General features: G+C 59.1%; 11 protein-coding genes. 2 read left to right on the plus strand and 9 right to left on the minus strand.

Annotation, left to right across the window (positions count from 1 at the left end; all coding sequences use genetic code 11):
• Positions 1-14: 14 nt before the first annotated feature.
• The 3 genes from cpaB to AN476_RS07215 all read right to left on the minus strand — a co-directional run bounded on the left by cpaB (position 15) and on the right by AN476_RS07215 (position 1,445).
• Positions 15-875, minus strand: a complete 861-nt coding sequence (cpaB, locus tag AN476_RS07210; RefSeq protein ID WP_054460312.1) for a Flp pilus assembly protein CpaB — start codon at positions 873-875, stop codon at positions 15-17.
• Between the two features lie 104 nt (positions 876-979).
• Complete coding sequence (locus tag AN476_RS23065) at positions 980-1,156, minus strand: hypothetical protein (protein WP_172684803.1); 177 nt, start codon at positions 1,154-1,156, stop codon at positions 980-982.
• A gap of 91 nt (positions 1,157-1,247) precedes the next feature.
• Complete coding sequence (locus tag AN476_RS07215; protein WP_054460313.1) at positions 1,248-1,445, minus strand: hypothetical protein; 198 nt, start codon at positions 1,443-1,445, stop codon at positions 1,248-1,250.
• Between the two features lie 362 nt (positions 1,446-1,807).
• Between AN476_RS07215 and AN476_RS07220 the strand changes: the two genes are divergently transcribed.
• The gene (locus AN476_RS07220) at positions 1,808-2,677 is read left to right on the plus strand and encodes a lytic transglycosylase domain-containing protein (RefSeq protein WP_054460396.1); all 870 of its coding nucleotides are present in this window, start codon (positions 1,808-1,810) and stop codon (positions 2,675-2,677) included.
• A 109-nt stretch (positions 2,678-2,786) separates the two neighbouring features.
• On the opposite strand, the gene AN476_RS07225 is transcribed toward AN476_RS07220, so the two are convergent.
• From AN476_RS07225 to tldD, 6 genes are all read right to left on the minus strand, one after another.
• Positions 2,787-3,809 (minus strand): fatty acid desaturase, encoded by a 1,023-nt coding sequence (locus AN476_RS07225; RefSeq protein WP_253279850.1) that lies wholly within the window; start codon positions 3,807-3,809, stop codon positions 2,787-2,789.
• Between the two features lie 311 nt (positions 3,810-4,120).
• Positions 4,121-4,750: a 3-oxoacid CoA-transferase subunit B gene (locus AN476_RS07230; RefSeq protein WP_054460315.1), complete on the minus strand. Its 630-nt coding sequence runs from the start codon at positions 4,748-4,750 to the stop codon at positions 4,121-4,123.
• A gap of 3 nt (positions 4,751-4,753) precedes the next feature.
• Positions 4,754-5,473 (minus strand): CoA transferase subunit A, encoded by a 720-nt coding sequence (locus AN476_RS07235; protein ID WP_054460316.1) that lies wholly within the window; start codon positions 5,471-5,473, stop codon positions 4,754-4,756.
• Positions 5,474-5,704: 231 nt separating this feature from the next.
• Positions 5,705-8,365, minus strand: coding sequence for a type I DNA topoisomerase (topA, locus tag AN476_RS07240; protein WP_054460317.1), 2,661 nt, complete (start codon positions 8,363-8,365; stop codon positions 5,705-5,707).
• Positions 8,366-8,621: 256 nt separating this feature from the next.
• Complete coding sequence (gene dprA / locus AN476_RS07245; RefSeq protein ID WP_054460318.1) at positions 8,622-9,959, minus strand: DNA-processing protein DprA; 1,338 nt, start codon at positions 9,957-9,959, stop codon at positions 8,622-8,624.
• Between the two features lie 326 nt (positions 9,960-10,285).
• The gene (tldD, locus tag AN476_RS07250; RefSeq protein WP_054460319.1) at positions 10,286-11,707 is read right to left on the minus strand and encodes a metalloprotease TldD; all 1,422 of its coding nucleotides are present in this window, start codon (positions 11,705-11,707) and stop codon (positions 10,286-10,288) included.
• Between the two features lie 197 nt (positions 11,708-11,904).
• Between tldD and coxB the strand changes: the two genes are divergently transcribed.
• Positions 11,905-12,744, plus strand: coding sequence for a cytochrome c oxidase subunit II (gene coxB, locus AN476_RS07255; RefSeq protein ID WP_054460320.1), 840 nt, complete (start codon positions 11,905-11,907; stop codon positions 12,742-12,744).
• Positions 12,745-12,851: the final 107 nt, after the last annotated feature.

The raw sequence follows: 12,851 nt of genomic DNA on the forward strand, positions 1-12,851 counted from the left end.
AGGGGGGCTGCGCCTTAGTTGGTGCAGGGGATGGGGATTTCCACCACCTCGGCGCCGCGACGGGTGCGAATGGTGCAGACCCGTTTTTGCTCGACCGGCGCAGGCGCCAGCTGTTCACCCAGACCCAGAAGGCTGCGCTGGTTCACTTCGATTACCGATGCAACGCTCTCATCACCCGCGCCGACCAAAGACAGGGAAAGCCTCCCAGTCGATTGGGCCTGTGCCAGCGAGGCCACTTGCTCCGGGCGGACTGCTACGGTCACGGTGCGGGCAATGCGGGCACCGTTCACATCTCCGTTGGCGCTCTGGTCTACAGCGATCAATTCGATGCTGGTATCTATAAGTCGGGTAATCTCCTGTTGTCCCCGCTCGCCGCCGCCGCGCACGCTCCCCGTCCAGTAGACGTCCACGTTATCGCCTGGGCGCAGGAAGCCTGAGACGCCGGAATGCACATCAACCTTGATGGCAAAAGCCCGCATGCCGGGCTTCAGCCGCGAGGTGATCCCCGCCTCCTGGCCAGGATTGGTCAGCTTAACCGCTAAAAGGGCTTCATTTTTTTCCATGGTCCGCAGGACAACCCGCAGATCACCGGGATTGGCGGGCGGGAAAAGGGCTTCAAGCGTGGTAAAGGCGCCTTCGGGCACTGACTCGCTGGGCCAGCGTACTTTGCGCACCAATTCCTTAGTCAGGCGCTCGCCGTACTTCAGTTGCTGGGTTGTCACAAAGATTTCGGTGGTTGGGATCGAGTCTGTTCGATTGGCGCGCTCTTGGGCAAGGGCGTTTTGATAGGCAGAAATATAGTTCTTGGCCATCATCACGGCGCCGCCGGCGAGGGCGACCCCGACAATCAGGACCAATCCGAAAACTGCACGCATGGTGAGACCTCTCAAGGCTAGCCCGCAGCCGCCCAGGGACGACCGCAGCTGTTTGTCGAAACAAGTGATGATCTGCCTTCTGCAGATATTGGAAAGGCAATCTCCTAGAAGAATGTCAGACCTTCCAAGAAGATTTTGGTATTTGCAGCGACTGCGGTCACTGCGGTAGGCATCATTGTGTTGACGATGGAGATAATGGTTACGACCGCTGCGGTCAAAACCACCCAATCGACTGTCACAGCCCCGTCATCACTGGCGATGAAGAACCAGATTTTTTTCATGGTACCCTCGCATGTTGTCGGCTTCGGACAAGAGGCCGCGCCTTTTGTAAAAGACGCGGCCTCGAAACTTACCTAGGCTTAAGCCTTAAGCTTAGGAGCCGTCGCCAACAGTCGCGGTACCGTGTGTGGTGATGAAGCCAGCGGTGTTGGTTGTTACGGTGTCGGTGGCGCCGTCGATGGCGGTGTATGCAGCGCCGGCCAGAGCGGCAACAGCAGCGGTCAGAACAACCCAGTCAACAGTCACGGCGCCAGAGTCGTCTTTACGGAAGTTTTTGATGAACTTGATCATTGTATTGTCCCTCCAGGGATATCTAAAGTTTGTTACGTGATCCGGCGACGTTGTGTTCAGGGTCTGTCTCTCTCTCTCACCGACCCTGCGTCGTTTGGATGAGTACATATAGCCGGGTGAGCGTGGCAGGAATTGGGCCGGATTCAGGAAATCACTGCCCAAATTTAACTTTTTGGCAATGAGTGGCTTAAGTGATTGAAAAGTAAGATTTTTAAAATTTACCTTTTGTCAATCATCTGGACTTTGCCGGGGCAATAGGCTGCAAATATGGCGAAGTTGCCCGATTTGAGGCTGTATTGCTGGCTTTTTTCACCCCGATCGGCGAGTCTGCCGGAAAAAAGACCCAAGTGTTGAGCAGCAAAATGACCAAGAGATCTCGCGTGAGGCCCAAATTTTTTGTTGGACCGTTTGTTTTGGCTTTAGCAGCCGGGGCCGGCTTTGCCCAACAGCGCGAGCCTGACCAATCGGGGGCCCGGCCGCAGGCCTTCCCGACATTTGAAGCCAAGCGTATAACAGCCCCCAGGCCCGGAACGCCGCCCAGAATCACGGTTCAGATCCAGGATCCACAGCCTGCGCCCGCCTCTTCAGCAGGCGGGGCTGAGCGGGCAGAGGGCAGCGGCGGGACCAGCTCTGGCGCGCAGGGCCGGTATGATTGGTTCTGGCAGCGGGTGCCCAGTGAAATTGCGGCCGAGACAACGGCGCATGGACGCTTGGAGCAGGCGCTGACGGCACTCCAGACCGCACCGACCCCTGTTTCTGCACCCGGCTTGCAGCTGATGCAGCAGATCATTCAGGAGCAGGCCGCTCCAATCCTGATCTCGTCTGCGGGCAGCCGGGTCTCTCCGGCGCTGGTGCTGGCGGTCATTGCGGTCGAATCCGCCGGCAAACCCGCCGCGGTAAGCAGTGCCGGGGCTACTGGGTTGATGCAGCTGATGCCGGATACGGCGGCGCGTTTTGGCGTCACCGATGCGCTTCAGGCTGAGCAGAACATCTCTGGCGGCATCAAATACCTCGATTGGCTGCTGGAAGAGTTCGCAGGCGATGCTGTGCTGGCCCTGGCTGGATATAACGCGGGCGAAGGCGCGGTGCGGGCGCATCAGGGGGTGCCTCCCTTTGCCGAGACCCGCGACTATGTGCCCAAGGTGCTGGCGGCCTATCAGGTGGCGCGGGCGCTCTGTATGACCCCGCCGCAGCTGATCAGCGATGGCTGCGTCTTTCGCCAGATAAAATAGCCTCGATCCCTGGTCGCTTTCGGCGCTAGACCGTTTCTAACCGGGCGCAGCCAACAAAAAAACGGGGCCGCTTGGGCCCCGTTTTTGTTTGTGCAGGTTCCTGACTCTATCAGCCGTAGAGCGCACGTGCCTGCGAAAAGGACAGCAGGCGTTTGCTGTTTTCGTCCCAGAGATGCAGTTTGGCACAGGCCAGGCTCTCGCGGATGGTCAGGCGGTTCTTCATCGCCAGCTCCGAATGATCTTTGAGCACCTGCGGCAACCGGTAAAAGGGGATGCGGCTATAGAGGTGATGCACCTGATGAATGCCGATATTGGCGGAAAACCACTGCAGAACCGAGGGCAGAACATAGTAGGAGCTGCCGTTGAGTGCCGCATCATGCAGTTGCCAGTCGTCGGCATGTTCCCAATGGGTGGTTTCAAACTGGTGCTGGACGTAGAACAGCCAGACCCCGGCAGTGGCGGCCAGAATGGTCGAGGGCAGGAAGATCAAGAGCAGAGGCAGCAACCCGCCAAAGTACCAGATCGCGCCCAGGGCGGCGATAATGGCCAGATTGGTGCCCATGGCGCTGGTCCAATACCGCAGGCTGTTCATCAACCCCAGGGGAATGCGGTTCTGCAGCAAAAACAGATAGCTTGGACCCAGGCCGAACAGGGTGACGGGGCTGCGGTAGATCCGGTAGTGAAGTTTGCCAAGCCCCGACAGGGCCTGGTACTCGGTCACGGTCAATGTGTGCACATCGCCCATGCCGCGCTTGTCCAGATTGCCGGCCGCGCTGTGGTGCTCGGAATGGGTGCGGCGCCAGACGTCATAGGGTGTTAGGGTCAAAACGCCTAAGATCCGGCCAACCCAGTCGCTTAGTTGGCGGTTCTTGAAAAAGGCACCATGTCCGCAGTCGTGTTGAATGGTGAAGAGGCGGAGCAAAAAGGCAGCATTGAGCAGGGAGATGCCAAAGGCCAGCCAATAGCTGTAGGACAGCGACCACCAGGCCAGAGCCCAAAGGAGCACAAAGGGAATTGCAGTGACGCCCAGCTCAAAACTGCTGCGCAGCTCACTGGGTTCGCGATACTGCGCCAGAATCTTGACCCAGTCGCGGGATGACCGCGCCGTGGGCTGCGGTGTGGAACGGTCCATGTTGTCTGTCATGCGCCTGCCATGCTCGTTTGTATGAGGTTCGGATAAACTACCTGCGCCGCTTGGCAAGTTATTTATGGCTTCCAAGTGTTCACAGCGACTTTATGCCGTCGCAAATGATGCATCAAAACCAGCTTTCCCGCGGATTTCGCCACTTTGCCCGCTGGAAAGTTTACCTAAGGTCGGGTGCAGGGTGCGTGCGGGCCGCCGATCTGGGCGGAGCGGGAATCAAAAAGGGCCCATCCCCACAAGAGATGAGCCCTTCCATGGTCTTGATCGCGTTGGCAGGAAAACCGGCCGCGATCTTTTACCTACGCGACGATTGTTGCAAGCGTGGAGGCGCGCAGTTCCTTTTCTGAGACGCCATCTGCGCATTCGACGATCTTCAGCCCGCCTTCGACCACGTCCAGCACGCCGAGGTTGGTGATAATGCGATCGACAACTTTCTGACCGGTCAGCGGCAGGGTGCATTCCTTGAGGACCTTGCTGTCGCCGTGCTTGTTGGTGTGATCCATGACCACCACCACGCGGCCAACGCCCGCCACCAGATCCATGGCGCCGCCCATGCCTTTGACTAGCTTGCCGGGGATCATCCAGTTGGCGAGATCGCCGTTTTCGGCCACTTCCATCGCGCCAAGGATCGCCATGGCGATCTTGCCGCCCCGGATCATCGCAAAGGATTGTGCGGAATCGAAATAGGCAGTCTGTGGCAGCTCGGTGATGGTCTGCTTGCCAGCATTGATCAGGTCGGCGTCTTCTTCGCCTTCAATCGGGAAAGGGCCCATGCCCAGCATGCCGTTTTCCGACTGCAGCGTGACTTCGACGCCCTCGGGAATGTAGTTCGAAACCAGGGTCGGGATGCCGATGCCGAGGTTCACATACCAGCCGTCCTGCAGTTCCTGCGCGGCCCGGGCGGCCATTTGATTGCGGTCCCATGCCATGGATCAGGCCTCCTTCTGGCGCACAGTGCGCTGTTCGATGCGTTTCTCGTGATCACCTTTGATGATGCGATGCACATAGATGCCGGGCAGATGAATGCTGTCGGGATCCAGGCTGCCGGTTGGCACGATTTCTTCGACCTCGACGACGCAGACCTTGCCGCAGGTCGCGGCAGGCGCGTTGAAGTTGCGCGCGGTTTTGCGGAACACCAGATTGCCGGTCTCGTCGGCCTTCCAGGCTTTCACAATAGCAAGATCGGCAAAGATGCCTTCTTCCATAATATAGTCTTCCATGGCGCCATCAGCACCGGTGGGAAACTGCTTTTCCATCTTGCCTTCGGCAATCACGGTGCCAACGCCGGTCTTGGTGAAAAAGCCCGGAATGCCCGCACCACCGGCACGCATACGCTCGGCCAGGGTGCCTTGGGGGTTGAATTCCAGCTCCAGCTCACCGCTCAGATACTGGCGCATGAACTCCGCATTTTCCCCAACGTACGAAGAAATCATCTTCTTGACCTGCTTGGTCTGCAACAAGATGCCAATGCCGAAATCATCCACACCCGCGTTATTGGAGGCAAAGGTGAGATCCTTGGTGCCGGCCTCCTTGATTGCATCGAGCAAAAGCTCGGGAATGCCGCAGAGACCAAAGCCCCCCGCCGCAATGAACATGCCGTCATGAAGCAACCCATCCAGGGCTTCAGCGGCGTTGGAATAGACTTTTTTCATGAAGTTCTCCCATCAACAACCAATTGAAAGAGCTTCTCGCGCCGTGCCGCCGCGAAGTCAACAATACCGATAGGGACGCGTATTACTACGGAGCACCTGCGCGCCTGGCAAAGCTCACTTACAAACAGCACGGGGCGCCCCCTGCCAGAGCGCCCCTTTTCATCTTTCCAAAAATATTCCGGGGGAGGCCCTGCGGGCCGGGGGCAGAGCCCCAACCGGCTTTGCCGCGCGTTACTCGCCGCTCTTTGCAGTTTTCTTTGCAGGCGCTTTCTTGGCCGTGGCCTTCTTTGCTGCGGGCTTTTTCTTGGGCGCTGCTTTTTTCTTGGTTTTCCCGGCCTTCTCAGCGATCAACTGAACCGCCATCTCCATGGTGACATCTTTGGCTTCGACATCCTTAGGGAGAGTGGCATTGACCTTCTCCCATTTGACATAGGCGCCATAGCGTCCATCCATGATATTGACGGCGCCCCCGCTCTCAGGATGTTCACCCAGCTCTTTCAACGCCTTGGCCGCTGCCCGGCGTCCGCGCCCAGGATTGTTGCGCTTTTCGGTGATCATCTCCATCGCCCGGTTCATGCCGATCTCAAAGACATCCAGGGTCTCTTTCAGATTGGCATAGACAGGTTTTTCCTCATCCGGAAGTTGGTGCATGATATAGGGACCAAAGCGGCCCAGGTTGGAGGCAATAACGCCACCCTCTGGATGCGGGCCGATTTCACGGGGCAGGGTCAACAGCGTGACGGCCTGCTCCAGTGTCACCTCATTGGGCCCCCAACCGGGTAGGAAGTCCTTGCCCTGTTTGGGCAGCGATGACCGGGGGGGCTTTTTGTTCTCAGGAGTTGCCTCGCCGCGCTGCACATAGGGGCCGAAGCGACCGGACTTCAGATGGATCTCGTCGCCATCATCCTCGCCCAGAATTTTTTCATAGCCCTCGGCGCCTTCGCCGGAAATCGGACGGGTGTAGTTGCATTCGGGGTAATTGCCGCAGCCGACAAAACCACCGGTGCGTGAGGTTTTCAGGTGCAGCTGGCCCGCGCCGCATTTGGGGCAGACGCGCGGATCGGTGCCGTCTTCGCGCGGGGGATAGAGCTGCGGTGCTAGGGTTTCGTCCAGCACATCCAGCACTTCGGAAATCCGCAGATCCGAGGTTTCCGAGATGGCTGCCGAAAAATCGCGCCAGAATTTGCTCAGGATGTCTTTGTAGTCGCGCCCGCCTGCGCTGACATCATCCAGCTCCCCTTCCAGATTGGCGGTGAACTCATAGCCCACATAGGTGCGGAAGAAATTCAGCAGGAAGATGGTAACGATACGGCCCTTGTCCTCGGGGAACAGGCGGTTCTTGTCCTTGCGGACATATTCGCGGTCCTGGATCGTGGTGATCACGGAGGCATAGGTCGAGGGGCGGCCAATGCCCAGCTCTTCCATGCGCTTGACTAGGGTTGCTTCGGTAAAGCGGGGCGGTGGCTGCGTATGGTGCTGCAGGCCGAGAACCGCCTTGTCGTCGGACAGGATGGATCCATCCGTTCCGGCCTTTTCCGCCTGTGTCGCCAGCGAGGAGGCAAATTTCAGCGCTTCGCCCTGCATGATCTGGGGCAGGCGCTTGTCGTCCTCATCGACCACATCATCGCGGCCCTCTTCATAAACCCGCAGAAAGCCGTCAAACAGCATCACCTGACCGGTGGCGCGCAGCACCACCTGACCATCGTCAGAGCCCAAGTCAACCGTGGTGCGCTCCAACCGGGCGCCCGCCATCTGGCAGGCCAGGGTCCGCTTCCAGATCAGATCATAGAGTTTGCGCTGGTCATCCTCAGAGACCTTCAGGCTCTTGGCATCGCGGCCCATCTCGGTGGGGCGGATACATTCGTGGGCTTCCTGGGCGTTCTTGGCTTTGTTCTTATAGATCCTAGGCGAGCTGGGTACATATTCAGCACCATAGCGGGTTTCGATCTCTGCACGGGCCTCCTGGACGGCCTCGGGTGCCATGTCGATGCCATCGGTTCGCATATAGGTGATGAGACCTGCCTCATAGAGACGCTGAGCCGCATTCATGCACTGTTTGGCCCCCATGCCAAATTTTCGGCTGGCTTCCTGTTGCAGGGTCGAGGTCATGAAGGGCGCGGACGGATTTCGGGAGGCGGGTTTGGCCTCAACCGATTGTGCCACCATGTTGCGGCTCGACACGGCCTGGACGGCCATTTCCGCTGCGGTGGAATTGGCCAGGCTGTATTTGTCCAGCTTGTCACCAGCCAAAACCGTCAGACGGGCTTCAAACTCCTGGCCACGCGGGGTCGCCATATTGGCTTTGACCGACCAATATTCCTGCGGGTTAAAGGCCTCGATCTCCATCTCGCGCTCAACGATCAGGCGCAGGCAGACAGATTGCACCCGGCCGGCCGAGCGCGCACCAGGCAGTTTGCGCCACAGAACTGGCGAGAGGTTAAAGCCCACCAAATAGTCCAGCGCCCGGCGGGCCAGATAGGCTTCCACCAGTGGCATATCCACCTGACGCGGGTTGCGCATGGCTTCAGCCACGGCCTCTTTGGTGATGGCGTTAAATGTCACCCGGCTGACAGGGGTGTCTTTTTTGATCGAGCGGCGCTTGGTGAGCGCCTGTTGCAGGTGCCAGCTGATGGCTTCGCCTTCGCGGTCAGGGTCAGTCGCGAGAATCAAGGCGTTGTCTTCTTTCAGCGCATCGGCGATGGCCTTGACATGTTTGCGGCTGTCATTGCCGACCTCCCATGTCATTTCGAAATCGTTGTCGGTATCAACCGAGCCGTTCTTTGCCGGCAGGTCGCGCACATGCCCGTAAGAGGCCAGAACCGTGTAGTCCGAGCCCAAGTATTTATTGATTGTTTTGGCCTTGGCCGGGGATTCGACAACAACAACTGGCATGTAATTCTTGGGCCTCTCAAGTGCACTAACGGGCGTTCTATGGCCGCGCAATGTCATCGGCGCAAGGGGAGAATGTCAATGAGCGAGCATTGGACGCAGGAAGTGTAACCCTATGCCGGGGAGAATTTCAGGTCTGTACCTATCGCCAAGACTGCGCCTTGGTGCACCGCCGCAAGTCCATGGCTGTAGGGGGTCAAACCTGCGGGCGCCTCCAAAAAGCCGCAGGGGGGAACAGGTTGAAAACATTGGGACTGCGTTATTTCTTCTTGTGATCATTTGGTCTGGTCAGCAGACCGCCGGGCATCCTGCTGATCTTTCCCTGCAGCTCTAACTCGGTCAGGGCAGGGGCAAAGGCCTGCGGCGACAGCTCCAGGTCCCGCATCAATTGATCCGAGGCGGTCGGGCTAGGGCCAAGGCCTGCCAGAATCAACTGATGTAGGGCCGCGGTCTCATGCAGGCTGCGTTTTTCCGGCGGTGGCGCGGGCACATCTCCCAGCGCCTGGGTAAGCGATGAGAGCTGCGCCAGCTTGTCCTCAACCGCCTTGTCGCGGCTGGAACGTCCCGCTTGCTTGGCCGCAGGTGGCCGGTCGGGATGGCTGGCGTTCAGCTGGTGGGCAGAGATTGGCGATGCGCTCTGGGGCTGGGACTGCGGCGCGCGGGCTGGGGGCTGAGGTGGCAGGGGAACGGCTGAGGGCATGCCAAGGGGCGCAAGGGCCGCGATCACATCTTCTGCATTGCGGACCAGCACCGCCCCCTCCCGGATCAGCGCATTGCAGCCAAAGGCGCGGGCGTCAAAGGGGTGGCCGGGAACCGCCAAGACCTCGCGGCCAAGGTCCAACGCGTCGCGGGCGGTGATCAGGCTGCCGGACCGAGCCGCGGCCTCGACCACGATCACGGCCTGGGCAAGGCCTGCGATGATCCGGTTGCGTTTGGGAAAATCGCGGGCCTGGGGCCTCTGTCCCATGGGTTGCTCCGAGAGGATCAGCCCATGGGCAGCGATTTCCTGGGCCAGATCGGCGTTTTGCTGGGGGTAAACCACATCGCAGCCGCCGGCCAGCACGGCGATTGTGCCGCTTTCCAGGCTGGCAAGATGGGCGGCGGTATCAACCCCACGGGCGAGCCCCGATATCACCGTATAGCCCGCCTTGCCTAAGTCCTGGGCGAGGCGGCGCGCCATGCGGGTGCCCAGGGAAGAGGCATTGCGCGCGCCGACCATGGCCACCATCGGCCGGGTCAATTGCTGCAGATCGCCAATGGCCCAGAGCAGGGGCGGAGCCGAATGCAATTGGGAGAGGGCAGGGGGATAGAGAGGGTCATCAAAGCACAAAAGCCGCGCTTTGGCGGCTTTTGCGGCATTTGCTTCTGCGGTGACCGCGCTTGCAGGACATGTTTCATACCCTGCCATTCCGGCGGCACGTGCCATTTTTGGCAACGCATCCAGCGCGTTCTGCGCTGAACCATGCTCTGCGAGGAGGCGGTGAAAGCTCACCGGGCCTACGCGTCGAGAGCGCAAAAGACGAAGCCGCGAAAACCAGCTATCTTCCGTGGTGGGTGGGAGTGGGGGGTGAGTGGAAGAATATGCTTCCTTGGTCATCCGTAGCTCCGCCTATTTGCACTGAAAGGAATACCCCTGAAAGGGTTAACAGGGGGTGAATGTTTGAAAATTATCCAAAGTTTTTCTGTATTCCGGTCATGATTTGTAGAGATCTGGAGACAGGGCCTGCCAGAGTGTTGAAAAACAACGGGAAAGATTCCCGTCCCCGCAGTGCTACTTTGCCATTTTTGGCCGGAAACGGCCGCAAAAAGCCCGAAAAAACGCGACCCTAGGGCCGCGTTTCTGGTTAAGAGGGGGCTAGACCTCTGGGGTTGGGAAGAGGGGGCCGGGCTCTCAAGCCCTGAGATCCTGTCTGCTTATGCGGATCAGGTGGCCGAGCCTCCGACGGTCAAACCATCCATCAAGACACTGGGCTGACCCACGCCAACTGGCACCCATTGGCCGGCCTTGCCGCAGTTGCCCATGCCGGGATCCAGCTGCATGTCATTGCCCAGGGCGCGGATCTGTTTCAGCGCAGTGGCCCCATCGCCAATCAGCGTAGCGCCCTTGACCGGGGCCCCGACCTTGCCGTTTTCGACCCGGTAGGCCTCGGTGCAGGAGAAGACAAATTTGCCGTTGGTGATATCGACCTGGCCGCCGCCAAAGCCCACCGCCCAGATGCCATCCTTGATACCTGCCACCAGATCGGCGGGATCGGTTTCGCCGCCCAGCATATAGGTGTTTGTCATCCGTGGCATTGGGGCATGGGCATAGCTCTGGCGTCGCCCGTTGCCGGTGGGTTCGACCCCCATAAGTCGCGCGTTCTGGCGGTCCTGCATAAAGCCGACAAGGATGCCATCTTCGATCAGAGTTGTTTTTTGCGAGGGCGTGCCCTCGTCGTCGACGGTGATGGATCCGCGCCGATCGGCAATGGTGCCATCATCCAGCACAGTGACCCCTGGCGCTGCAATGCGTTGCCCCATCAGGCCGGCAAAGGCCGAGCTGCCCTTGCGGTTAAAATCGCCCTCCAACCCGTGCCCAATGGCTTCGTGCAGCAGGATGCCGGGCCAGCCGGGGCCAAGCACCACTTCCATGGCGCCTGCCGGGGCTGGCACCGCTTCGAGGTTGACCAGGGCGATGCGCAGGGCTTCGCGGACCTTTTCCTGCCAGGAGCGCGGATCAATCAACCCCTCCAGCCCGACGCGCCCGCCGCCGCCTGCCGAGCCGCCTTCGCGACGGCCATCCTGCTCGACAATCACCGAAACATTGAGCCGGGTCATGGGGCGGGTATCACGCACCCGCACGCCATCGGCCCGCAGAATTTCGATCTCTTGCAGGGAGGCGGCGATAGAGGCGGAAACCTGCACCACTCTTTGATCTAGATCACGCGCAAAGGCATCGATCTCGCGCAGGGTCTCAACCTTCACGGGGAAGGGCTCTGCGCTGATGGGATCGGCATCTGTATAGAGTTTGGTATTGGTGGGCTGTGGCGCATCGGCATAGGTGCCGCCGCCCGTCGCAACCGCCAGCCGCGCCGTCTGCGCGGCCCGTTTCAGCGCCGCAATAGAGACATCGGTCGAATGGGCATATCCGGCCACATCCCCATTGACGGCCCGCAGGCCAAAGCCTTCGGAGGCATCATAGCTGGCACTGCGCAACCGGCCATCATCGAACATCAGCGCTTCGGACTTGTGACGTTCGGCAAAGATCTCGCCGTCATCTGCCCCGGCCAGGGTTTCGCGCAGGAGTGGCAGGGCCTCATCCTCGGGGAGGAGAGTTTCAAAGGGTCGAAAGGCTGGGTTTTCCATGTCACGGACCTCAGGTTTTTTTGATCTAAATCAAGAAAGCGACGCTTTGACGCTCGCCTGCCTCTTTATCTGTACGCCTGAATATGATTTTAAGCAGCGTCAAAGACAACGGGTTCGAGCGCGATTTGTGGAATCAACTCTCCATGAGGCGCAATCGGCTGCAAGAAAAAAACGATCACTAACGATCAGGACATGATATGAAGAATGCTTTGATGCTTTCGGGCCTTTTTGCTGGCCTTTCCAGTCTTCCAGCCAAGGCGCAAGAAGCACTGGAAACCATTGGCAAGCCGACAAATGGCGGCCTGAACTTCCAACCGGCGGCGACGGAGCTGGCGGAAGGGGTCCAAAAACTGGACTGGATGATTCTCGTGATCATCACCGCAGTCTGTATTTTTGTTGCTGGGCTGCTGCTTTATGCGATCGTTCGGTTCAATCGCCGCGCCAACCCAAATCCTGCCGCCTTTACCCACCACACCCCGATCGAGATTGCCTGGACCTTGATCCCAATCCTGATCCTGGTCTTCATCGGGTCCTTCTCGCTGCCCGAGCTGTTCCGCCAGCAGGAAATTCCCGAAGGCGACATCACCATCAAAGTGACGGGTTACCAGTGGTACTGGGGCTATGAATATGTCGACCACGAGTTCGGCTTTGAAAGCTTTATGCTGCCACGTGAAGAGCTGGCTGAGAATGGGTTTGCCGAAGATGAATATCTGCTGGCCACCGACACCGCCGTTGTTGTGCCTGTTGGCAAGACCGTGGTGATGCAGGTGACAGCTGCCGATGTGATCCACTCCTGGGCGATGCCCTCCTTTGGTGTCAAACAAGACGGCGTTCCCGGCCGTCTGGCTGAGCTCTGGTTCAAGGCCGAAAAAGAAGGTGTCTACTTCGGTCAGTGTTCCGAACTCTGCGGTAAGGATCACTCCTACATGCCGATCACCGTTAAGGTGGTCAGCCAGGAAGCCTATGACGCATGGTTGAAAGGCGCGATCGAAGAATACGCCGGTCTGCCCCAGTCCTATCAGGTTGCTTCCAACTGAAGCAGGTCTCACCAGCTTTCTCTTCCGGTGCAAATAGGTGCCGGGAGAGGGTGACACAGTGAAATGCGCAGGCAGCTGCGCCTTTCTGGTCCACGCAAAGGGTCTAA

Source organism: Phaeobacter sp. 11ANDIMAR09 (assembly GCF_001294455.1).
In the GTDB taxonomy this organism is placed as follows: Bacteria; Pseudomonadota; Alphaproteobacteria; order Rhodobacterales; family Rhodobacteraceae; genus Pseudophaeobacter.

Bases quoted from the DNA above. Each gene is read 5' to 3' on its own strand.
- coxB (WP_054460320.1), top strand. From the start codon at position 11,905: ATGAAGAATGCTTTGATGCTTTCGGGCCTTTTTGCTGGCCTTTCCAGT.
- dprA (WP_054460318.1), bottom strand. From the start codon at position 9,959: ATGACCAAGGAAGCATATTCTTCCACTCACCCCCCACTCCCACCCACC.
- AN476_RS07235 (WP_054460316.1), bottom strand. From the start codon at position 5,473: ATGAAAAAAGTCTATTCCAACGCCGCTGAAGCCCTGGATGGGTTGCTT.
- AN476_RS07225 (WP_253279850.1), bottom strand. From the start codon at position 3,809: ATGGACCGTTCCACACCGCAGCCCACGGCGCGGTCATCCCGCGACTGG.
- tldD (WP_054460319.1), bottom strand. From the start codon at position 11,707: ATGGAAAACCCAGCCTTTCGACCCTTTGAAACTCTCCTCCCCGAGGAT.
- AN476_RS07230 (WP_054460315.1), bottom strand. From the start codon at position 4,750: ATGGCATGGGACCGCAATCAAATGGCCGCCCGGGCCGCGCAGGAACTG.
- topA (WP_054460317.1), bottom strand. From the start codon at position 8,365: ATGCCAGTTGTTGTTGTCGAATCCCCGGCCAAGGCCAAAACAATCAAT.
- AN476_RS07220 (WP_054460396.1), top strand. From the start codon at position 1,808: ATGACCAAGAGATCTCGCGTGAGGCCCAAATTTTTTGTTGGACCGTTT.
- AN476_RS07215 (WP_054460313.1), bottom strand. From the start codon at position 1,445: ATGATCAAGTTCATCAAAAACTTCCGTAAAGACGACTCTGGCGCCGTG.
- cpaB (WP_054460312.1), bottom strand. From the start codon at position 875: ATGCGTGCAGTTTTCGGATTGGTCCTGATTGTCGGGGTCGCCCTCGCC.
- AN476_RS23065 (WP_172684803.1), bottom strand. From the start codon at position 1,156: ATGAAAAAAATCTGGTTCTTCATCGCCAGTGATGACGGGGCTGTGACA.